General features: G+C 64.6%; 19 protein-coding genes. 8 read left to right on the plus strand and 11 right to left on the minus strand.

Annotation, left to right across the window (positions count from 1 at the left end; all coding sequences use genetic code 11):
• Positions 1–528, plus strand: coding sequence for a hypothetical protein (locus tag VGU00_RS08035; RefSeq protein WP_327467250.1), 528 nt, complete (start codon positions 1–3; stop codon positions 526–528).
• Here the strand turns inward: VGU00_RS08035 and VGU00_RS08040 are convergent.
• The gene (locus VGU00_RS08040; RefSeq protein ID WP_327467252.1) at positions 525–2,093 is read right to left on the minus strand and encodes an alkaline phosphatase D family protein; all 1,569 of its coding nucleotides are present in this window, start codon (positions 2,091–2,093) and stop codon (positions 525–527) included. The genes VGU00_RS08035 and VGU00_RS08040 overlap by 4 nt on opposite strands.
• 155 nt (positions 2,094–2,248) lie before the next feature.
• Between VGU00_RS08040 and VGU00_RS08045 the strand changes: the two genes are divergently transcribed.
• Positions 2,249–3,262, plus strand: coding sequence for a DUF2167 domain-containing protein (locus VGU00_RS08045; protein ID WP_327467254.1), 1,014 nt, complete (start codon positions 2,249–2,251; stop codon positions 3,260–3,262).
• Between the two features lie 102 nt (positions 3,263–3,364).
• On the opposite strand, the gene VGU00_RS08050 is transcribed toward VGU00_RS08045, so the two are convergent.
• Complete coding sequence (locus VGU00_RS08050) at positions 3,365–4,111, minus strand: MauE/DoxX family redox-associated membrane protein (protein WP_414713512.1); 747 nt, start codon at positions 4,109–4,111, stop codon at positions 3,365–3,367.
• A 32-nt stretch (positions 4,112–4,143) separates the two neighbouring features.
• Here VGU00_RS08050 and VGU00_RS08055 point away from each other — a divergent pair, with 32 nt between their 5' ends.
• Together VGU00_RS08055 and VGU00_RS08060 are read left to right on the plus strand one after the other, a co-directional pair.
• Positions 4,144–4,545, plus strand: a complete 402-nt coding sequence (locus VGU00_RS08055) for a MerR family DNA-binding protein (protein WP_327467258.1) — start codon at positions 4,144–4,146, stop codon at positions 4,543–4,545.
• A gap of 260 nt (positions 4,546–4,805) precedes the next feature.
• On the plus strand, positions 4,806–6,683 hold the full coding sequence (locus VGU00_RS08060; protein WP_327467260.1) for a PhoX family phosphatase: 1,878 nt from the start codon (positions 4,806–4,808) through the stop codon (positions 6,681–6,683).
• Positions 6,684–6,723: 40 nt separating this feature from the next.
• Here VGU00_RS08060 and VGU00_RS08065 read toward each other — a convergent pair whose 3' ends face one another.
• Positions 6,724–7,878, minus strand: coding sequence for a serine hydrolase domain-containing protein (locus VGU00_RS08065; protein ID WP_327467262.1), 1,155 nt, complete (start codon positions 7,876–7,878; stop codon positions 6,724–6,726).
• Positions 7,879–7,945: 67 nt separating this feature from the next.
• Positions 7,946–8,599, minus strand: a complete 654-nt coding sequence (locus VGU00_RS08070) for a CAP domain-containing protein (RefSeq protein WP_327467265.1) — start codon at positions 8,597–8,599, stop codon at positions 7,946–7,948.
• A gap of 131 nt (positions 8,600–8,730) precedes the next feature.
• Between VGU00_RS08070 and ychF the strand changes: the two genes are divergently transcribed.
• Positions 8,731–9,828: a redox-regulated ATPase YchF gene (gene ychF / locus VGU00_RS08075; protein WP_058803924.1), complete on the plus strand. Its 1,098-nt coding sequence runs from the start codon at positions 8,731–8,733 to the stop codon at positions 9,826–9,828.
• A gap of 102 nt (positions 9,829–9,930) precedes the next feature.
• Here the strand turns inward: ychF and pth are convergent, their stop codons facing one another.
• The 7 genes from pth to VGU00_RS08110 all read right to left on the minus strand — a co-directional run bounded on the left by pth (position 9,931) and on the right by VGU00_RS08110 (position 14,618).
• Positions 9,931–10,500 carry an aminoacyl-tRNA hydrolase gene (gene pth, locus VGU00_RS08080; protein ID WP_327467267.1) on the minus strand — a complete coding sequence of 190 codons (570 nt, stop codon included), beginning with the start codon at positions 10,498–10,500 and terminating at the stop codon, positions 9,931–9,933.
• A gap of 65 nt (positions 10,501–10,565) precedes the next feature.
• Positions 10,566–11,201 (minus strand): 50S ribosomal protein L25/general stress protein Ctc, encoded by a 636-nt coding sequence (locus VGU00_RS08085; protein WP_327467269.1) that lies wholly within the window; start codon positions 11,199–11,201, stop codon positions 10,566–10,568.
• Between the two features lie 110 nt (positions 11,202–11,311).
• Positions 11,312–12,154 carry a TraB/GumN family protein gene (locus VGU00_RS08090; protein ID WP_327467271.1) on the minus strand — a complete coding sequence of 281 codons (843 nt, stop codon included), beginning with the start codon at positions 12,152–12,154 and terminating at the stop codon, positions 11,312–11,314.
• 53 nt (positions 12,155–12,207) lie between these two features.
• Positions 12,208–13,149, minus strand: a complete 942-nt coding sequence (locus VGU00_RS08095; RefSeq protein ID WP_327467273.1) for a TraB/GumN family protein — start codon at positions 13,147–13,149, stop codon at positions 12,208–12,210.
• 66 nt (positions 13,150–13,215) lie between these two features.
• On the minus strand, positions 13,216–13,848 hold the full coding sequence (locus VGU00_RS08100; RefSeq protein WP_327467275.1) for a hypothetical protein: 633 nt from the start codon (positions 13,846–13,848) through the stop codon (positions 13,216–13,218).
• On the minus strand, positions 13,835–14,050 hold the full coding sequence (locus VGU00_RS08105; protein ID WP_327467277.1) for a helix-turn-helix transcriptional regulator: 216 nt from the start codon (positions 14,048–14,050) through the stop codon (positions 13,835–13,837). Before VGU00_RS08105 ends, VGU00_RS08100 begins: the two co-directional genes overlap by 14 nt.
• A 238-nt stretch (positions 14,051–14,288) precedes the next feature.
• Positions 14,289–14,618, minus strand: a complete 330-nt coding sequence (locus VGU00_RS08110) for a UrcA family protein (protein ID WP_327467279.1) — start codon at positions 14,616–14,618, stop codon at positions 14,289–14,291.
• Between the two features lie 271 nt (positions 14,619–14,889).
• On the opposite strand from VGU00_RS08110, the gene VGU00_RS08115 reads away from it, so the two are divergent.
• From VGU00_RS08115 to ppdK, 3 genes are all read left to right on the plus strand, one after another.
• A complete protein-coding gene (locus VGU00_RS08115; RefSeq protein WP_327467466.1) occupies positions 14,890–15,771 on the plus strand; it encodes a glycine--tRNA ligase subunit alpha in 882 nt (293 codons plus the stop codon).
• Positions 15,768–18,020, plus strand: a complete 2,253-nt coding sequence (gene glyS, locus VGU00_RS08120; protein WP_327467281.1) for a glycine--tRNA ligase subunit beta — start codon at positions 15,768–15,770, stop codon at positions 18,018–18,020. The genes VGU00_RS08115 and glyS overlap by 4 nt, the downstream gene beginning before the upstream one ends.
• A 103-nt stretch (positions 18,021–18,123) precedes the next feature.
• Entirely contained in the window at positions 18,124–20,787 is a 2,664-nt protein-coding gene (ppdK, locus tag VGU00_RS08125) for a pyruvate, phosphate dikinase (RefSeq protein WP_327467468.1), read from the plus strand.
• The last annotated feature ends 11 nt before the right edge of the window (positions 20,788–20,798 follow it).

The following is a 20,798-nucleotide window of genomic DNA, read 5'->3' on the forward strand; positions in this document are numbered from 1 at the left end:
ATGAAGCTTCGGATTGTCGCGATTTTTTTGGCAATTTTGTCGCCTGCGGCGGTTTTTGCCGCGCCGGCGGAGACGCCGGCCGCGGCCTGCCCGGCCGCGCCGGTCCTGCCGCCCGAACTCGCCGACTGGTCACGCGATGCGTCGAGCAAGACCATTTACGCCTTTGGCGACGATCTCGGCGCCGACTGGTCGTCGCTGGGCGCCGCGCGGACGGCGCTCCCGCTGCATCGGTTCGAAAGCCTGCGCTATGGGGTTGCCCCCGAACGCAAGCCCGACGTCCATAAATTCGGCGGCATGATCCCGATCGAGGTCAAGAAAGCAGGGCGGCTGATCGTCGCGCTCGATGCTGGCGCGTGGATCGATCTGGTCCGCGACGGCGCGGCCCAGAAATCGGTCGTGCACGGTCATGGCCCCGCCTGCTCTGGCATCCGCAAGATGGTCGAATTTGACGTGACGCCGGGCCGCTATCAGCTCCAGATCGTCAACGCGCCTGCCGCGTCGATCCACGCGATGGCGGTGCTGCGCTAGGCCATCTTGATCCCGGCGACGTCGCGGTCGACGACCCCCGTCGCGCGCTTCGACAGCGTGTTCACCGGCGTCGTGACCTTGTCGACGACCATGAAATGCGTCTGCCATGCGTCGCGGTTGACGTCGCACACGACATAGCCGCGCTGGTCGTTCGCGAATTTGAGTTCGGGGTTCTGGCCGAGGAACACGTCGGTGCCGTTGCGCTTGTCGCTGCCGTCGCCGCCCGACGAGATCGAAGTTGCGACGAATTCGGCGCCGACAACCTTGTCCTTGAGGACAAGGTCGCCGCAGAAATTCTGATGCTCGTCGCCGGTCAGCACGACATTGTTCTTGAGCCTCGCCATGCGCGACAAGATGCGCTCGCGTGGCGCTTCATACCCCGCCCAGCTGTCGAGGTTGAGGATCTTCTTCGGTTCGTCGGCCTTGCGCCGCCGATCGAGCGACATCATCGTGATCTGCTGCGCAAAGGCGTTCCACGTCGCACCGCCTTTGGCGAGATTGCGGCCGAGCCATTCTTCCTGCGCCTTGCCCAAGACCTGCGCATTCTTGTCGAACACGCCCGGACAGGCGGGCTTGAAGCCATCGTCGCACGGCTGATCGTTCCGATACTGACGCGTGTCGAGCAATTGCATCGCCATCAAATCGCCCCAGCGGAATTCGCGGTTCATCGCGACCATTCCACCGCGCGGCAATAGCGCTCTGCGCACCGGCATATGCTCGTACCACGCCTGCATCGCCGCCTGCTTCTTGAGCATGAAGACTTCGGGCGGGGCGGCTTCGGGGTCATTGACGTCGAGCCCGAGTTTCCAATTGTCGATGTCCGAAACCCAGTCGTTGCGGATTTCGTGGTCGTCGAAACTCGACAGGAAGGCGTGGACCGAGCGCGCCGCCTGCAGGTCGATATCGCCGAGCTGCTGCGCATAGGCGGTACGGAAATCATTGACGTCGACGAGCGCGCGAAAGGCGTGCTTGCGCACCGGGCGCGTCGGCAGCCCGGTGTTGAACAGATATTCCTCGCTATATTCGTAGATGAAGTCGCCATAATGATAGACGAAGGCAAGGTCTTCGCGCGCGAGATGGCGATAGGCGCCGAAAAAGCCCGCCTCGAAATGCTGGCATCCCGCGACGCCGAATTTCAGCGCGTCGGCTTTTGCGCCAGGGGCGGGCAGGGTACGCGCGCGGCCGCGCAGGCTGCGCTCGCCGCCCGCGGTGAAGCGATAATAATAGGGCCGGTCGGGCTGGAGCCCCGCGACCTCGACATGGACACTGTGCGCAAGTTCGGGCCGCGCGAGTTCGGTGCCCTTCGCGACGATATCACGAAAGCCGCTGTCGCTCGAAACCTCCCAGTCGACGGGGAAATTCGCCAGCGGCATCCCGCCGTGGCGCTCCATCGGTTCGGGGGCAAGCCGCGTCCAGATGACGAAGCCGTCGCTTGCCGGATCGCCCGCCGCGACGCCGAGGCTGAACGGAAACTCCCGAAAGATGCCGCCCTCGGCGCGCAGGATCGCGGGGGCGGCAAGACCGGCGAGGGTGGCCCCGGCAAGGAAGTGGCGACGATTGAACATGGCGGCTCCGACGGGCAGGATATTGCGACTCAGCGCCAGCGGCATAGCCCAGCCCGGCCCCGATGCCCATGCGTGGCGATGCCGATTCCGCCTTGCCACCCTCCGCCGATTCTGAAACAGATTGCATGGGGAAAAATCGGGGGGAAGTTATGAAAATGTCCAATTGGGGCAGCGCATTGGCGATCGGCGCCGCGCTGTCGATCGCCGTTCCGTCGTCTGCCGTTCAGGCCGCTGCGGGATCGCCCGCGGCCGCTTTGGCGCCGGATGATGTCGCCGCCCGGCAACGCGCCGCGACCGAAAAGCTGCTGTCGTCGCTCGACCGCCAGACCGGGACGATCCCGATCCAGGCCGCCAAGGCCGATCTGCTACTCGGCGACAATTATTATTTCGTCGGGCCTGAACAGTCGCGCACCATCCTGGTCGACATCTGGCGCAACCCGCCAGCGTCGGCGAATGGGGTGCTGGGCATGGTCTTTCCAAAAGGCAAAAGCTTTGTCGATGATACCTGGTCGGCGGTGATTACGTTCGAGGCGACGGGCTATGTCTCCGACGACGACGCCAAGACGATCGACTACAACCAGATGCTCGCCGATATGCGCGCGAGCGACGAGGCGCAGGCGCCCGACATTCGCGCACAGGGCTATCCGGCCGGTATCCTCCAGCGCTGGGCGCAACCGCCGACCTATGATGCGGGCAAGCATTCGCTCGTCTGGGCGCGCGATATCAAGTTCGACGACATGCCCGAGGATTCGCTGAATTACGACATCCGCCTGCTCGGGCGCGAGGGCGTGCTCAGCATGAACATCCTCGCAAGCATGAGCCAGCTCGACGAAGTGCGCGAAGCCGCGAAGACTTTCGCCAGCGTCGGCACATTCCGCAGCGGCGCGCGCTATGCCGACTTCAACGCGGCGACCGACAAAAAGGCCGAATATGGGCTTGCCGGGCTGGTCGCCGCCGGGGGCGCAGCGGCGGTGGCGAAGAAGGTGGGACTGCTCGCGGTGCTGGCCAAATTCGGCAAGTTCATCTTCATCGGGCTCATCGCGATCTTTGCCATGTTCCGTAACGCGATCGGCGGCCTGTTCCGCCGCAAGCCGGCGCTCGAAGCTTCCGAATGGGAAGCGCCCGAGGCGCCACGAGACAATTCGGAGGACGACCCGAAGGCGGGGTAACAACCGGTTCGCTCGCCCGAGCGCCGGTGCCGGAGTGCGTCTCCGGCACCGGTGCGGCGCGGGCAGGGGGAGGGAGGGCGCCCGCTCCTATGCGGGCTGCGGTCAGAACCACATGCGCGCCATCCACAGCGCCATCGCGACCATCATCACATTTTCGGTCAGCGAGACGAAGCCCAGCGGCACCTTGCTGCTGCCGCCGACGCACGCGCATTTGATGTCGCGCTTGTCGACATAGACCGCCTTGAACACCGACACCGCGCCGATGCTGCCGATGAACAGCGCGAGCGGGATCGACAGCCAGTCGAACGCATGCGCGGTCATCAACACGCCGGCGAGTCCTTCGGCAAAGGGATAGATGCTCGCATAGGGCACCCAGCGTTTGGCGAGCAGGTCGTAGTTGAGGAACATCGTGGCGAATTTGTCGACGTCCTGCAGCTTCAAGAGCGCGAGGACGATCATGCTGAACGAGATGAACCATTCGGCGGCGCGAAGGGTGAAGGGATCGCCATAGACCGAGAAACTGGTGGCGAGCGCCATCAGCGCGGTCATCGCGAAAAGTGCTATCACGGGGATGTAGCTGGTGGCGTCGGGATCGGCGACCTTCAGCCCGAAATGGCGGCGGAGATCGTCATATCCGCCGATCCGGACGCCGTCGATAAAGGTCTGCGGCGTCGTCTTGACGCCATGCTCGGCCTTGAACGCATCGGTTTCCTCGCGTGTCGTGAGCCAGCGGTCGTCGACCGCGAAACCGCGGCTTTCGAGCAGATGTTTTGCCTTGAGGCCATAGGGGCAGGTGTGCCCGGGCATGACCATGCGATGGAGTGTTGCCTGTTTTGTCATGCACCCCATATAGCGTCCGTACCATGGTACGGAGTCAAGCAATGCAATGGACGATCGGCAAATTGGCCGCGGCGGGCGAGGTCGGGGTCGAAACGATACGCTATTACCAGCGCCGCGGGCTGATGGGCACACCGGCGCGCAGCGGCGGCGACGGCTGGGGCGGCGGTATCCGCCGCTATGATGCGAACGACCTTCGGCGGCTGAAATTCATCCGCTCGGCGCAGGCGTCGGGTTTCACGCTCGACGAGATTTCCGAACTGCTCGCGCTGGAAGCGAGCGACGACCGCGTTCGCGTGCGCACTCTCGCGCGCCAGCGGATCGATATGCTCGACAAAAAGATCGCACAGATGACCGAAACCCGCGCCGCGCTCGCCCGCCTCGCTGACCTGTGCGCGGCGAGCGACAAGGGGCCATGCCCAATATTGGCCGCGTTCGAGGCGTGATGCCCTATCGGAATATTTAGCGGACCGGCTGCTCGCTCCCCAAAACCGTTCGGGTGCCCCGGCATGGCTCGGGAATTTACCGCTCGGTCCATCGGTCAGGGCCGTGCACGGCTGAGCGGACGGCCGCTGCAACAAGAGCGTCACAAGAATCCTGTTTTCCTGACTTGGTGCAGCCATCGCGCTGACACCTCCCTCTGCAATCGGTGCGCCGCCTCACCCGGACATCCAGTCCGGGACCCAACCGAAAACAGGGGAACTGCATGTCACATCTTACCGACGAAGCCCGCGCGCCTTATCGCGGCGAAACCGACGTTCTGCCGGGCCCCGACAGCCTCGAAGCCATCGTCGCCGAAAACCCCTCGCGCCGCTCGCTCCTGCGCGGCGGCCTGTTCGGCCTGTCGGTTCTGCCCGCAATGGCGCTCGCCGCGTGCGACGACACCAGCGGCGACCCCAGCGTGACCTTGCCGACTCCGACACCCACCCCCACGCCGACTCCCACACCCACGCCGACGAGCTATGCCGTGACTTTCGCGGCTGTCGCGGCCAACCAGGACGACAAGATCACCGTCCCCGCCGGCTATACCGTCGACGTGCTGCTGAAGGCCGGCGATTCGGTCGAAACGGGTACGCCCTATTCGGGCAGCTTCCCCGCGAGCCCCGACGTCGCCGAAAAATGGGCGGGCGGCAATCATGACGGGATGGAATATTTCACGCTGCCCGGCGTCGATGCCAATGCCGGCGGCCTGCTGGCGATGAATTACGAATATCCCGATTTCAACATCCTGATGGCGGGCAGCTATAACGCGGCGACCGCGACCGCCGACCAGAAGGCGATCGCGCTGTCGGCGGTCGGCATCGGCGTCGTCGAGATTGCCAAGGGCACCGACGGCAAATGGGCGGTCAAGGCGGGATCGACCTATAACCGCCGTTATACGGGCAACAGCAGCTATCGCGCCGGCGGTCCCGCCGCAGGCCTGCTCTCGGGTTCGATCAAGGGCATGCTCAACAATTGCTCGAGCGGCCGGACGCCGTGGGATACCTATCTGACCTGCGAGGAAACCACCGACAATTATCTCGACCCGACGCAGCCTGCGACCAACTATGGCTGGGTGGTCGAGATCGACCCGCTGCGCGAGCTGGCGCAGCCGACGAAGCGCACCGCGATGGGCCGGTTTAGCCACGAAAACGTCGCCTTCATGTCGAACAGCGACCGCCGCGTTGCCTTTTACATGGGGGACGATTCGACGCCGGGCTGCATTTATAAATTCGTTCCCGATCGCGCGTGGAGCAACAGCAATCGCGCCGCGAACACCGACCTGCTCGACTATGGTACGCTCTATGTCGCGCGCTTCAACGGCGACGGGACGGGCGAATGGCGTGCGCTCGTCGTCGGCCAGAACGGCCTGACCGCAGGCGCTTCGGATCCGGGCAATGTCAGCCAGAGCACGACCCCGCCGACCCCGACGACCGTCGATTTCAACAATCAGGCCGATGTACTCATCAAATGCGCGTCGGCGGCACGCGTCGCCGGCGGCACCGTGATGGACCGTCCCGAATGGCTGACCGTCGCGCCCGACAACAAGGCGGTCTATTGCACGCTGACCAACAACAGCGGCCGCCGCGTGACCGACCCGGCGAACCCGCGCGTCACCAACCTGCACGGGCACATCATCAAGTTCCGTGAAGAAGGCGATTCGCCGCTGGCGACCAAGTTCAGCTGGGAAATCTTCCTGACTGCAGGCGACCCGTCGCTTTCGGCGGGCGGCAGCAACCTCGTCGGCAATATCAACGGCGACACCTTCTCCAGCCCCGACGGACTTCGCATCGATCCGCAGGGACGCATGTGGGTGCAGACCGACCATAGCGTCCCGGGCAATTCGGGCGTCCCCGGAACGACGATCGACCAGGCCTTTGGTCATAATGCGATGTTCTATGTCGACCAGACGAGCAAGCAGTCGAAGCGCTTCCTCGTCGGCCCGAAGGGCTGCGAGATCACGGGGCTTGCCTATACGCCCGATCTCAAGACCTTCTTCGTCAACATCCAGCATCCGACGGGCAACTGGCCGGTTGCGGGCGAACAGCCGCGCTCGTCGACGATCGTGGTGCGCCGGACCGACAGCCAGCCGGTCGGCAACTGATGCGCGCGCCGCCCGCTCCCCATCGGAGCGGGCGGCCGCCTCAGACGAATTTCATATCGCCGAAGATCCAGCGCCAGGGCGTCCCGGTTTCGCCCAATATCTCGCGCACGATCATCGGAAACGCCGCCTCGGCACGGACGTCGTTCGACATGATCAGCACGCAGCGTTCGCCCTTTTCGAGGCAGACGAGCGTATTGCCGGTCGAATCATTGTGCCCGCCGCGGAAAAAGGCGCGTCCCTGTGGGCCGGCGAAGGTGATCAGGCCGACCGACGAGGCCGTCTTTACGGGCTGCTCCGCAGGTGGCGCATCGCCCGCCAGCACCGGGAACTGCGAGCGCGACCGGATCGGCAGCGCCGGGCGCAGCAGTTCGGCGCGCGATGCCTTCGAAAGGCCTCTTCCCGAAACGAGCGCCGCCGCGAAATTGGCAAGGTCGGTGATGGTCGTGTCCATCGACCCCGCCATGCGGACGCGGCCGCGCTCGTCATGCGCCTCGACGCTGCCGTCGAGCGTCCAGCCATCGGCGAAATTTTCCGCGAAATCCGACCGCCACACCAGGCTGGTTTTCGGCATGTTCAGTGGATCGAAGACCAGCCGCTGGACGGCTTGGCCCGTATCGATACCAAGCCCCTTGTCGAGACCGAACTGCAGCAACATGATCCCTTCGCCCGAATAGCTGTACCGGCTTCCCGGGTCGAAATGGATGCGCAACTTGCCGTCGGGTTCGAGGAAATGGAAATTGGCAAAGCCGGTGCTGTGGCCCAGAACCATGCGCGGCGTGATCTTCTGCCAGCGTTCGTCGCCGGCAAGGTCGCCCCAATTGCCATAGGCGTCGAGATTGCCATAGTCGGGAAGCGGCTTCGCCAGCATCGCGGCGATCGGCCGGTCGAGATCGACCTTGCCTTCGTCGACGAGGCGGAGCACCGAATAGGCGAACACCGCCTTGGTCAGCGACGCACCATACATGATCGTCTGCGGCGTCAGCGGGTCGCCTTTTGCATTGCGGTCGCCGAAGGTCTGGACCGACACGACCTTTCCCTTGTCGATCGTCGCGATGGCAAGGCCGCGCGCACCGGTCGCGGACATGGCCTTTTGCGCGGTTTTCGTGATCGCGGCGGTGTCCGGCAGCGGTTTGGCCGCAACAGGCGTCGCCGTCATCAGGAGCGGCAGGGTCCAGAGCAGTTTCGCGCGCCGCATCACCATCTCCCCGATATCAAGACCAGCAACTGCTATGTCATGACAACACAGCTGGCAAGCCCTTGGGTCAGCGCGCTTTTCGCTGCGGCGGCGGAGGCGGCGAACCGTCGCGCGTCTGCGACATCAGCGTCACGCACATCGTCCGGTGGACCGGATGCCGGCCGCATGCGATGCCGGCATAGCGGTGCGTCACGCGGAGCAGGCTGTGGCGATGCCCGCGGCCGGGGACGCCATCGTCGATCAGCAGCTGGTCGATGACGCCGACAGGCGTGTGATGGCCATAGGTGATGACTTCGTTGACATAGGGTCCGCCCCCGCGCGCCTTCATCCGTTCGCCGGGGCCGCTTCCCCTTGTATAATGACCGACCGCGCCCGAGCGCGACTGGACCGCGACATGGTCGGCCGCCGCGCGCGCCAGCGCATCGCTCCATTCGAGTTCGACGAGCGGCGTTTCGCGGCGCAGGTCGCGGATCGCCTCGTCGACGGCGGCGACGCCCTCGTGCGTCATGATGTCGATTTCGCTGTCGTCGTCGCCGACGAGGAGCTTGCCCTCGAACCGCGGGCGATAGTCGCGCAGATATTCGGCATAGGCCGCGGGATCGCTGCGAAAGCGGTTGAGTTCGACGAAAACGCCTTCCTCGAACCGGTCGGGCGCAGCGATCGCGGCGGTCGCGCCGAACGACAGGAGGACTGCGGCGGCGAGAAGAAAGCGAGGCGTCATGCTGGCGCGATAAAGCCGTAAGTCTGAACCGCGCGCAACGGCAAAGACTGGCGTCGAACACGACTTGGCGCTAGGGGGCGCTGCAACAGTGGCGCCGCGCTCGATCGCGCGCCGAATCTCACGGAGTTTTTATGGGTTTCAAATGCGGGATCGTCGGCCTGCCCAATGTCGGCAAGTCCACCCTGTTCAACGCGCTGACCGAAACCGCGGCGGCGCAGGCGGCCAATTACCCCTTCTGCACGATCGAGCCCAACATCGGCAATGTCGCTGTGCCCGACGCGCGGCTGGAAAAGCTCGCCGCGATTGCGAGCAGCAAGAAGATCATCGCGACCCAGCTCGCCTTCGTCGACATCGCCGGCCTCGTGCGCGGCGCGTCGAAGGGCGAAGGGCTCGGCAACCAGTTCCTCGGGAACATCCGCGAAGTCGACGCGATCGTCCATGTCCTGCGCTGCTTCGAGGATGACGACATCCAGCATGTCGAGAACAAGGTCGACCCCGTAGCCGACGCCGAGACGGTCGAGACCGAGCTGCTGCTCGCCGACCTCGAAAGCCTCGAAAAGCGTGTTCCCGCCTTTGCCAAAAAGGCCGCGCAGGGCGACAAGGAAGCAAAAATCGCGGCATCGGTGCTGGGGCAGGCGCTCGACCTGCTCCGCGAAGGCAAGCCCGCACGGCTCGTCGAACCCAAGGACGACGAGGAAGCCCGCGTGCTCCGCACCGCGCAGCTCCTGACCTCGAAGCCCGTGCTTTATGTCTGCAACGTCGACGAAGGCAGCGCCGCGAACGGCAACGCCTTCTCCGAAAAGGTCTTCGCCAAGGCCGCGGCCGAGGGCGCGCAGGCGGTGGTCGTCTCGGCGGCGATCGAGAGCGAACTGGTAACGATGGACATGGCCGACCGGCTCGAGTTCCTCGAAGAGATGGGGCTCCACGAAACCGGCCTCGCGCGCGTCATCCGCGCCGGTTACGAGCTGCTCCACCTGATCACCTTCTTCACCGTCGGTCCGCAGGAAGCGCGCGCCTGGACCGTCCACACCGGCGCCACGGCACCCGAGGCTGCGGGCGAGATCCACAGCGATTTCCAGAAGGGCTTCATCCGCGCCGAAACGATCGCCTATGACGATTATGTCACCTTGGGCGGCGAAGCCAAGGCGCGCGAAGCGGGCAAGCTGCGCGCCGAAGGCAAGGCTTATGTGGTCCATGACGGCGACGTGATGCACTTCCTGCACAGCTGATTTACGCAAGGCACGGCGGGCGTCATCGTCCCTGAAACAAGTTCAGGGCGACGAGAATTCAAACGTCGGTAACCGGCCAAAACCGGATGGAGCTACGGCGGCCTAGCCGTTCAGACGCAGCGCCAGATCGCTCTGGAAGCGTACATCGTCGCCGTCGGCGAGCCATTTTGCTTCGGCAGCGATGGCGCCGAGCAGGTCGATCAGCGGCTCCATTTCGCTCTTGTGGTAATTGCCGAGGACATGACCCGTGACGCGGTCCTTTTGCCCCGGATGGCCGATGCCGATGCGCACGCGGCGGAAATCCTCGCCGATATGCTGGATCATCGACCGGATGCCATTATGGCCTGCGGCGCCGCCCCCGCGTTTCACCTTGATCTGCATCGGGGCGAGATCGAGCTCGTCGTAAAAGACGGTGACGTCTTCTGCCGTCAATTTGTAGAAATCAAGCGCGGCGCGCACGCTGCGGCCGCTTTCGTTCATGAAGGTGCCAGGTTTGAGCAGCAGGATGCGCTGCGACCCGATGCGGCCTTCCTGGACCCAGCCCTGAAATTTCTTCGCGGGTGCCGGGAAGCCATAGACATCGGCGATGACGTCGGCGGCCATGAAGCCGACATTGTGACGGTGCATCGCATATTGGGGCCCGGGATTTCCGAGGCCGACCCAGAGCTGCATGAAAGTGCCTTTCCCGGGTCTGGCGGAAACGCCCCTCCCGCATGGGGAGGGGCGGTCCGAAATGCTTAGGCTTCGTCGCCGCCTTCGGCAGCTTCGCCATCATCCTTCGTCGTGTCGCCGTCGCTCGACTTGAGCGCCGACGGGGCGACGATGGTGGCGATGGTGAAGTCGCGATCGGTGATCGCGCTTTCGACGCCCTTGGGCAGGGTGACGTTGCTGATGTGGATCGAATCGCCGACATCGAAGCCGGTCACGTCGATTGCGATCTCGTCGGGGATCTTGTCCGCGTCGCAAACGAGTTCCAGCTCGTGGCGAACGATATTCAGCACGCCGCCGCGCTTCAGGCCCGGCGAGGCTTCTTCGTTCTGGAACGAGACGGGCACCGCGACCTGGACGGTCGCGCCCTTGGCGATGCGCAGGAAGTCGGCGTGGATCGGGCGATCCTTGACCGGGTGGAAGGAGACGTCCTTCGGCAGCGTGCGGATGGTCTTGCCGCCGACTTCGATCATCACGACCGAGTTCATGAAGTGACCCGTCATCAGCTGCTTCATCAGCAGCTTTTCTTCGACGTGGATCATCAAGGGTTCTTCTTTGCCGCCATAGACAACGGCGGGAACGCGGCCATTACGACGCAGGTCACGCGAGGCTCCCTTGCCTCCGCGTTCGCGCGTCTCGGCCGTCAGCGTCAGCTGATCGCTCATGATATTTCTCCGAGAAACAGTTACACAGTTCCGCCACGCCTCCAGGGATGACCATGACGGAAGCGCGGGCGCATAGCGGGGAAGCGGCAGAAAGGCAAGCGTCGCGCACGCTATTGCACGCGCTTCACTTTCAGTCCTTCCGCCTCGAGCATCGCCGGCATACCGTCGGTGCTGACGAGATGGCCGGCGCCAACCGCCATCAGCACCGTGCCGGGCTGCTCCATGCGCCGTTTCGTCCATGCGCTCCAGTGCCGGTTGCGGTCGGTGATGATCGCCTTGCGCGCCGCGGGAACGCTGTCGATGTCTTCGTTGACCACCTTTTCGAGCGCGGCGACGTCGCCGCGGCCCCATGCGGCGGTCAAGGCGCCGACGTCTTTTACCGCCGTATCGGCTTCTTCGGCCGCGCGGGTCAAAAGCGTACGCTGTGCCGCGGGATCGAGCGTTTCGAACAGCATCAGTTGCGCGCGCGCGGTCTCGAGGCCGCCGATCGGCTTTTTTGCGGCCTCGAATCGCGCAGTCAGCCCGGCTTCGACGCCATCGGTGGGCGACAGGCCGGCGTTCTGCGCGATGCGTTGCCCCATCAGGACCATCACCGCCCAGTCGTCGAGCCCTTCGGCGCTGAAACTGCGCCCACTCTTCTCGATCGTGCGATAGCCGACCAGTGCCTTGCCCTGTAGCCGACTTTCGATGGCGAGCGGGCTTTCGCGCGGCGCGAGTTGCTGGAATACGCCGCCTGCCGCCGCGAGTTCGGCGGGCGACAGTTCCATCACCAGTTCGTCGGCCGCGTCGATCGCTTTGGCGACCTCGCCGCCGCTCCAGTCGGTCCCCTGCGGCAGCGCGTGCATCGTGCCGAGGATATAGATGCGCGTGTCGCTATCCTCGACCAGCCATAACGCCGGGCGCGCCTGTGGCCCCGGTTCGGCGCCGCCGCATGCGGCGAGCAGCAACGGCAACAGGGCCGCCGCAAGGCGGCGACCCCAAAGTCCGGCGAGAGGCTTTTCGCGCGTCAATATTTGACCCGTTTCGCCGTCAGCCCGCGCGCTTTCAGATAATCCTGGACGCTATGTTCGCCGGCGAGATGGCCGGCGCCGACCGCGACGAACACGGTACCCGGCTGATCCATCCGCGCCTTGAGCTGGTCGGCCCAGCGTGCGTTGCGGTCCCACAGCAGCGTCTTGGCGAGTTCGGGCGTTGCCGCCATGCTTTCGTTCATCGCCGTCGCCAGCCCGTCGGGATCGCCCTTCGCCCACAGCACCACCATCTTGTCGAGCTGCGGTCCGAGCTTGTCGAGGTCGCGGACGACCGAATTGAGGAAGGCGACCTGCTGCGTTTCGGGCAGCGTATCGAAAAAGCCGAGCTGTTCGGTCAGCGTTTCGAGGCCGGCGATGGGCTTGCCCGCCTTTTTCGCAAAGCCGGTGAGCTGCTTTTCCGCGCCCTGTTCGGGGTCGTAACCCAGCTTGGTCAGCGGCAGGACCGACAGGGTGATCGCCGGGAACCAGGGTTCGAACATGTCGAACTGGGCCGGTGCAATTCCGACGCTGGCCAGTGCGGCCTGATAGGCCTTGAGCTGGTCGGCATCGAGCCGCGACGACAGCGTCTTGCCGCTCTGGTCGATCGCCAGCGGCATCATCGTGCTCACCATTTCCGATTGATCTTCGGGGAGGACGACTTCGAGCATCAGCTGATCGGATTTGTCGAAGGCCGTCTTCACCGCCTCGTCGAACCAGCCGAGCCCGGGCTTCAGCACATGGACGGTGCCGAAGAGATAGATGGTGGTATCCGCATCCTTCACCACCCACAGCGCGGGGTCGGCATCGGTCGTCGGCGCGGCGGTCGCTGCCGCGGCGGGTTCGGCAGCGGTGGCGACATCGCTGCCGGGGATGACGGCGCACTGCGCAAAAGGAATGACGGCGCAGGTCGCGGCAAGAATCTTGAACCAGTTCTTCATGGGGAAATGCCTTTCATTATCGGCTCTTATGGCCGGAGAATTGACGGAAGGAAAAGGGGGTTTCGCTCAGCGATATTTGAGCCACAGCCACACGACAGCGTTCACGATCAGCGAGAAAGCAAACAGCGTCATGATGTCGACCGGCGGCACCAACGAGGCGCGATGCAGCACCCACCAGGCCGGGGCAGGGAAGACGAAGGCGTACCAGCCGGCAACACACGCCCACAGCCAGGCGCGCTCCTCATGATCGTCGACCGAACGATGGTACAGGGCCATGGCGATCGCGAGACCGCCGATCCAGAGCAGCGACGCGCCGATTGCAAAGCCGGGGCTGAGCGCGCCGCTGGTCATCGCCGTGACCGGACCGCTGGCATCGGGCTGGTCCGCCACCATCCAGCCGCCGACGATTCCGCCGATCACCGCGGAAAAGCCGATCGCGAGCCAATATCGGCGCTTGCGCGGCGACCATTGCCGCCAAGTCTCCGCATAGCGTCGAAGATAGACGGCAAAGGCACAGATGCCGAAAGCGAGGGCGGCGAGCGGGCCGACCCACGCCGGCAGCGGCGCACCGCCATTATCGATCGTCGCCTGATTATAGCCTGCAAAACCGCCAAGCAGCATCGTCGATCCGAAGATGATCGCGAGCGGCCAGCCGATCAACGCGGCGGCACTTGGGCGGGCAACATCATTTGTCATCATCTTGTCCCTCATGGCCATCGTCGAAAATCTCTTCGATCGGCATTTCGAACAGCCGCGCCAGCTTGAAGGCGAGCGGCAGCGACGGGTCATATTTCCCCGTTTCGATCGCGTTCACCGCCTGCCGCGAAACGTCGAGCCGGTCGCCGAGTTCGGCCTGGCTCCAGTTTCGCATCGCGCGCAGCACTTTCAGTTTGTTGTTCATTGGCGCCTCGCCAGCTTTGTCACCACATGGTTCTCGCCTCCCATAGACATCGAAATGTCGCGGGAGGGGAGCTTTTTATCTGCGCCGATCCGGAACGACCGGTTTCGCGAAAAAGGCTCGAACGGGCGGTGGCGGGACAAGAACTGGAGCGCCGCCCTGATCGAGGACGCTCCAGCCCAGGTCGTCGGCCGCACCGGGGAGGCCGGCCGGAGCGAAACCATAATGGCGATCCCGCGGGTCAGCGTGCGGTCTCGACCATCAACAGCGCGAGCTGCGTTCCGCCCTGCGCGCGGGCGATCGCCCGACCGGCCTGGCGTTCGGCGTCGGCCAGCGCGGTGGCGATGCAGGCCGTCTGGCTTACGCTTTCGGCGGCGCCGCGGCGATCTGGCCGGCACGCGCGCCGCGCCGCGTTGTTGATGCGGCGATCGAGCCGGTCGCGATCGCCGGCCTTCGTCAGGTCGAGGTCGTCGACCCGGACCGTCGCGGTCGTGCTTTCGGTTTCGGCGGCGATGGCCGGCATCGCGGCGGTGGCAAGCGAGAGGGCGAGGATGAACGTGCGGGTGATCATATCTAGTCTCCTTGGATTAGGGGTCATCATGTTTGCCTGTCTTTATGTCAGGTATGCATGACTATATGTCGCGATTCGCTGACTATGTCAACAAGACCTGACAAAAAGTTTTGGAGACCTGACTAGGGCGCGCGTTTTCGCGCCATGGCGAGCGGCGCGGAGCCTTGACCATGCGCCGCCGCTGGGCCAATGCGGCGGCGATTTTTGCACCTGCGAAGGAATTGCGGCCGTGGCCGACGGGGCGGACAAGACACCACTCAGCTTTCAGGACATGATCCTGACGCTTCATAACTATTGGAGCGCACGCGGCTGCGCCATTTTGCAGCCCTATGACATGCGTGTGGGGGCGGGGACGTTCCACCCCGCGACAACGCTGCGCAGCCTCGGTCCCGAGCCGTGGAACGTCGCCTATGTCCAGCCGAGCCGCCGTCCGACGGATGGCCGCTATGGCGAGAACCCGAACCGGCTGCAGCATTATTACCAATATCAGGTCATCCTGAAGCCGTCGCCCGCCGACCTGCAGGAACAATATCTCGGCAGCCTTGCGGCAATCGGCATCGATCCGCTGCTCCACGACATCCGTTTCGTCGAGGACGACTGGGAATCGCCGACGCTCGGCGCGTGGGGGCTGGGCTGGGAAGTCTGGTGCGACGGGATGGAAGTCACCCAGTTCACCTATTTCCAGCAGATGGGCGGTTTCGACTGCAAACCCGTCGCGGGCGAGCTGACCTACGGGCTCGAACGGCTCGCCATGTATATCCAGAATGTCGACAATGTGTACGACCTGCGCTTTTCCGACGCGGTCGGGGACGTTGCGGCGGTGAGCTATGGCGACGTGTTCCTCGAGAATGAGCGCCAGTTCTCGAAATGGAATTTCGAGGTCGCCGACACCGACACCTTGTTCGCCGGCTTCAAGGCCGCCGAGGAAGAGTGCAAGCGCGCCATCGCGGCGAACGTCCCGCTCGCGGCCTATGACCAGGCGATCGAGGCGAGCCATCTCTTCAACCTCTTGCAGGCGCGCGGCGTGATCAGCGTGCAGGAGCGCGCCAATTATATGGCCCGCGTGCGCGACCTCGCGAAGGGCAGCTGCAAGGCGTGGATCGACAGCCAGTCCGAAAACTGGACCGCAAAATATCCGGGGTGGACGCTGTGACCGATTTTCTTCTCGAACTGCGCAGCGAGGAAATCCCGGCGCGGATGCAGGCCGGCGCGCGCGCCGAGCTGGAAAAGCTGTTCCGCGCGCAACTGGGCGCTTCGGGGCTCGAAGCGGGCGAGCTCACCATCTGGTCGACCCCGCGCCGACTGGCGCTGATCGCGAAGGGGCTGCCTGAGGCGACCGACGCGGTCAGCGAAGAGCTGAAAGGTCCGCGCAGCAGTGCGCCGCCGCAGGCGCTCGAAGGGTTCCTTCGCAAGACAGGCTTGACGCAGGATCAGCTTGAGGATCGCGACGGCGTCTATTTCGCGGTGATCGACAAGCCCGGCCGCGCAACAGCCGAAGTGCTCGCCGAGGCGATCCCCGCGATCATCCGCGGCTTTGCCTGGCCCAAGTCGATGCGCTGGGGCAAGGAAAGCGCGAGCAGCGAAAGCCTGCGCTGGGTCCGCCCGCTGTCGGGCATCGTAGCAATCTTCGGTGAAGAGCTGGTGCCGTGCGAAATCGGCGGCGTCGAGAGCGGCTTCGCGACGCGCGGCCATCGCTTCCACTGCCCGGGCGAGATCACCATCGGGTCGGCATCGGACTATGCCGAAAAGCTGCGCGCGTGCCACGTCATCGTCGACCATGAGGAACGGCAGGCGATCGTGCGCGACGGCGCCGCAAAAGCTGCGGCCGACGCCGGGCTGACGCTCGTCGAGGACGAGGGGCTGGTGATCGAGAATGCCGGGCTCACCGAATGGCCGGTGCCTTTGCTCGGCCGCTTCGACGAAGCCTTTCTCGAAGTCCCGCCCGAGGTCATCCAGCTCACCGCGCGCGTGAACCAGAAATATTTCGTCGTGAACGGCGCCGACGGCAAGCTTGCGAACGGCTTCGTCTGCACCGCGAATATCGATGCGAAGGACGGCGGCGCGGAGATCGTCGCGGGCAACCGCAAGGTGCTGGCGGCGCGGCTGTCGGACGCGCGCTTCTTCTGGGAACAGGACCAGAAGAAGACGCTGGCGCAGCATGCCGAAAAGCTCGGCAACATCACCTTCCACGAAAAGCTCGGCACCGTCGCCGACAAGGTCGAACGCGTCGCAAAGCTAGCCGAATGGCTCGCGAGCGAAGGCATCGTCCCCAACTGCGACCCCGCGCTCGCGCGGCAGGCGGCGGAGCTGGCGAAAGCCGATCTCGTCACCGAAATGGTCGGCGAATTTCCCGAACTGCAGGGCCTGATGGGCGGCTATTACGCCCGCGCCGAAGGCCTGCCCGACGCGGTCGCCGACGCGATCCGCGATCATTACAAGCCGGTCGGGCAGGGCGATGACGTCCCGACGGCACCGGTGACGGTGGCTGTGGCGTTGGCGGATAAGCTAGATACGGTTGCCGCCTTCTTTGCGATCGACGAAAAGCCTACTGGATCGAAAGACCCTTACGCGCTTCGCCGCGCTGCTATTGGCATCCTGTCGTTGGCAAATTGCAATCGCCTTCGAATTCCTCTTCAGGCGCCCTATCGTGCTACCTTCCTTCCAGCCCGGCTTAATTTGCGTTTGGACAACTCTGAAGTGCCTAATGCAAAACGGGCGATCGAAGAGGGCTATTTCAATTCCCTAGAATTGTTCGCGCAGATGCAAGGGGCAGCGGCCGAGAGCATGTTTGAATTCATGGAAGACCGTGCTCATCGGACCGTGAATCCGGATGAGATGAAACGATATGGCGAGATGCGCGCTAATGAGGTCCGCGATGAATATCGCCAATCGGAAAGGGAGTTTCTGGCTTTCTTCGCCGACCGCCTCAAGGTCCAGCAGCGCGAAGCCGGCGTCCGTCATGATCTGATCGACGCGGTGTTCGCGCTCGGCGGCGAGGATGATCTCGTCCGTCTGCTCGCGCGCGTGCAGCCGTTGCAGGCGTTTATGGCGACCGAGGACGGCACCAATCTGCTCGCGGGCTACAAACGCGCAGCGAATATCCTGAAGCAGGCGGGCGAGGTAAGCGGTGCCGCTGCCGCGACGCCGCCAACTGACGCCGATGCCGCGTTGCTCGCTGCGCTGCGTACCGCTGAACCCGAGGCCTCTGCCGCAGTCGTCGATGAGCGCTTCACCGATGCGATGTCTGCGCTTGCGTCGTTGCGCGCGCCGATCGATGCCTTTTTCGATGGCGTGATGGTCAACGACCCCGACGAAGCGGTTCGCGCCTATCGCCTCGGCCTGCTGTCGCGCTTTACCGGCGCGGTGCATGGCGTCGCCGATTTCTCGAAGATCGAGGGCTGACGCTACGGCAGCTTTACAGCGAACGAAGTAAAACTGAATCGACGATAACAATTCTCCACCCTATCCAGCCGCAACCTCCTCCCCGGGGCAGCAGGAGCATATGATGACGAAGATGGTGCATTTGTTCGGCGGCGCGGCCACGACGGCCGAGCGTTCGAAGGAATTGCTGGGCGGCAAGGGTTCGAACCTCGCCGAAATGGCCTCGATCGGCCTGCCGGTTCCGCCGGGCTTTACGATCACCACCGACGTCTGCACCGCTTATTATGCCAATGGCGAACAATTCCCGGCCGGACTGGTCGAGGATGTCGCCGCGGGCATCGCGCATATCGAGGGCATCACCGGCAAGACATTCGGCGATGCGGCCGATCCTTTGCTCGTCTCGGTCCGTTCGGGCGCGCGCGTGTCGATGCCCGGCATGATGGACACCGTCCTCAACCTCGGGCTCAACGACAGGACCGTCGTCGGCCTGTCCGAAGCGTCGGGCGATCCGCGTTTCGCGTGGGACAGCTATCGCCGTTTCGTCCAGATGTACGCCGACGTCGTGATGGGGCTCGACCATGCCGAGTTCGAGGAAGCGCTTGAAATCGCCAAGGAAGACCGCGGCTTCTACCTCGACACCGAAATGTCCGCCGAAGACTGGCAGGCGCTGGTCAAGGAATATCAGGCGATCGTCGAGCGCGAGACCGGCGCGCCCTTTCCGCAGGAACCGAACGACCAGCTGTGGGGCGCGGTCGGCGCCGTGTTCGCGAGCTGGGAAAGCGACCGCGCGAAAGTCTATCGCCGCCTGAACTCGATCCCCGGCGAATGGGGCACTGCGGTCAATGTGCAGGCGATGGTGTTCGGCAATATGGGCGACACCTCGGCGACGGGTGTGGCGTTCACGCGCGATCCTGCGACCGGCGAACGCGCCTGGTACGGCGAATGGCTGATCAACGCGCAGGGCGAGGACGTCGTCGCGGGCATCCGCACGCCGCAATATCTCACGAAAATCGCGCGCGAAAAGGCGGGGGCCAAGCCGGCGTCGATGGAAGAGGCGATGCCCGAGACCTTCACCGAGCTCGGCCGCGTCTTCGACACGCTCGAAACCCACTATCGCGACATGCAGGATATCGAGTTCACCGTCGAACGCGGGACGCTCTGGATGCTGCAAACCCGCTCGGGCAAGCGCACCGCGAAGGCGGCGCTGCGTATCGCGGTCGAAATGGCCGCCGAGGGGCTGATTTCGGAAGAGGAGGCGGTTGGCCGCGTCGATCCGGGCGCGCTCGACCAGCTCCTCCACCCGACGCTCGACCCGAAGGCGCCGCGCGACGTGCTGACCAAGGGGCTGCCCGCGAGCCCGGGCGCGGCATCGGGCAAGATCATGTTCGATGCCGACAGTGCCGAGAAGGCGGCGGCGATGGGCGAGGCGGTGATCCTCGTTCGCGTCGAAACCTCGCCCGAGGACATTCACGGCATGCACGCCGCCAAGGGCATTTTGACCGCACGCGGCGGGATGACCAGCCATGCGGCGGTCGTTGCGCGCGGCATGGGGCGCCCCTGCGTCTCGGGCGCGGGCGGGCTCAGCATCGACGGCAATGTGCGCGTGCTGCGCGTTGCGGGCCGCGAACTGCGCGAGGGCGATATCCTGACGCTCGACGGCTCGACCGGCGAGGTGATGGCGGGCGAAGTTCCGACGCTTTTGCCCGAACTGGTCGGCGATTTCGGGACTTTGATGGGCTGGGCCGACAAGGTCCGCCGCATGAAGGTGCGCACCAACGCCGAAACCCCGCAGGATGCGCAGGTCGCGCGCGACTTCGGTGCAGAAGGTATCGGACTATGCCGCACCGAACACATGTTCTTCGACGCCGCGCGGATCACCGCGGTGCGCGAGATGATCCTCGCCGATAGCGAGGACGGCCGCCGCGCGGCGCTCGCCAAGCTGCTCCCCGAACAGCGCGGCGATTTCGCCGCGATCTTCGGCGTGATGGCGGGCCTACCCGTCACCATCCGTCTGCTCGATCCGCCGCTGCACGAATTCCTGCCGACGCGCGAAGAGGATTTCGCCGACGTCGCCGCCGCGGCGGGCGTGGGCATCGAGGCGCTGAAGGCGCGTGCGAACGAACTGCACGAATTCAACCCGATGCTCGGCCATCGCGGCTGCCGTCTGGGCGTGACCTATCCCGAAATCTACGAGATGCAGGCGCGCGCGATTTTCGAGGCGGCGTGCGACGTCGCCGCCGAAACCGGCGCCGCGCCGATTCCCGAGGTGATGATCCCGCTCGTCGCGACGCGGCGCGAATTCGACCTGATGAAGGCCGTGGTCGACGCCCAAGCCAAGGCGGTGTTCGCCGAAAAGGGGCGCGAGATCGCCTATCTGGTCGGCACGATGATCGAACTGCCGCGCGCCGCGCTGATGGCGGGCGAGATCGCCGAGACTGCCGAATTCTTCAGCTTCGGTACCAATGACCTAACGCAGACGACGATCGGCATCAGCCGCGACGATGCGGGCCGCTTCCTGACGCAATATGTCGACAAGGGCATTTTCCTGACCGACCCGTTCGTCAGCCTCGATGTCGAGGGCGTGGGCCAGCTTATCGAGATCGCGGCGGATCGGGGACGCAAGACGCGGCCCAGCGTCAAGCTCGGCATCTGCGGCGAGCATGGCGGCGACGCGCCGAGCATCCATTTCTGCGAAAAGACGGGCCTCGACTATGTCAGCGCCTCGCCCTACCGTGTCCCCATCGCCCGGCTCGCGGCCGCTCAGGCTGCGCTGAAACAGGGCAAATAACCCGGGGGCAA

The organism is Sphingopyxis sp., assembly GCF_035944815.1.
GTDB lineage: Bacteria > Pseudomonadota > Alphaproteobacteria > Sphingomonadales > Sphingomonadaceae > Sphingopyxis.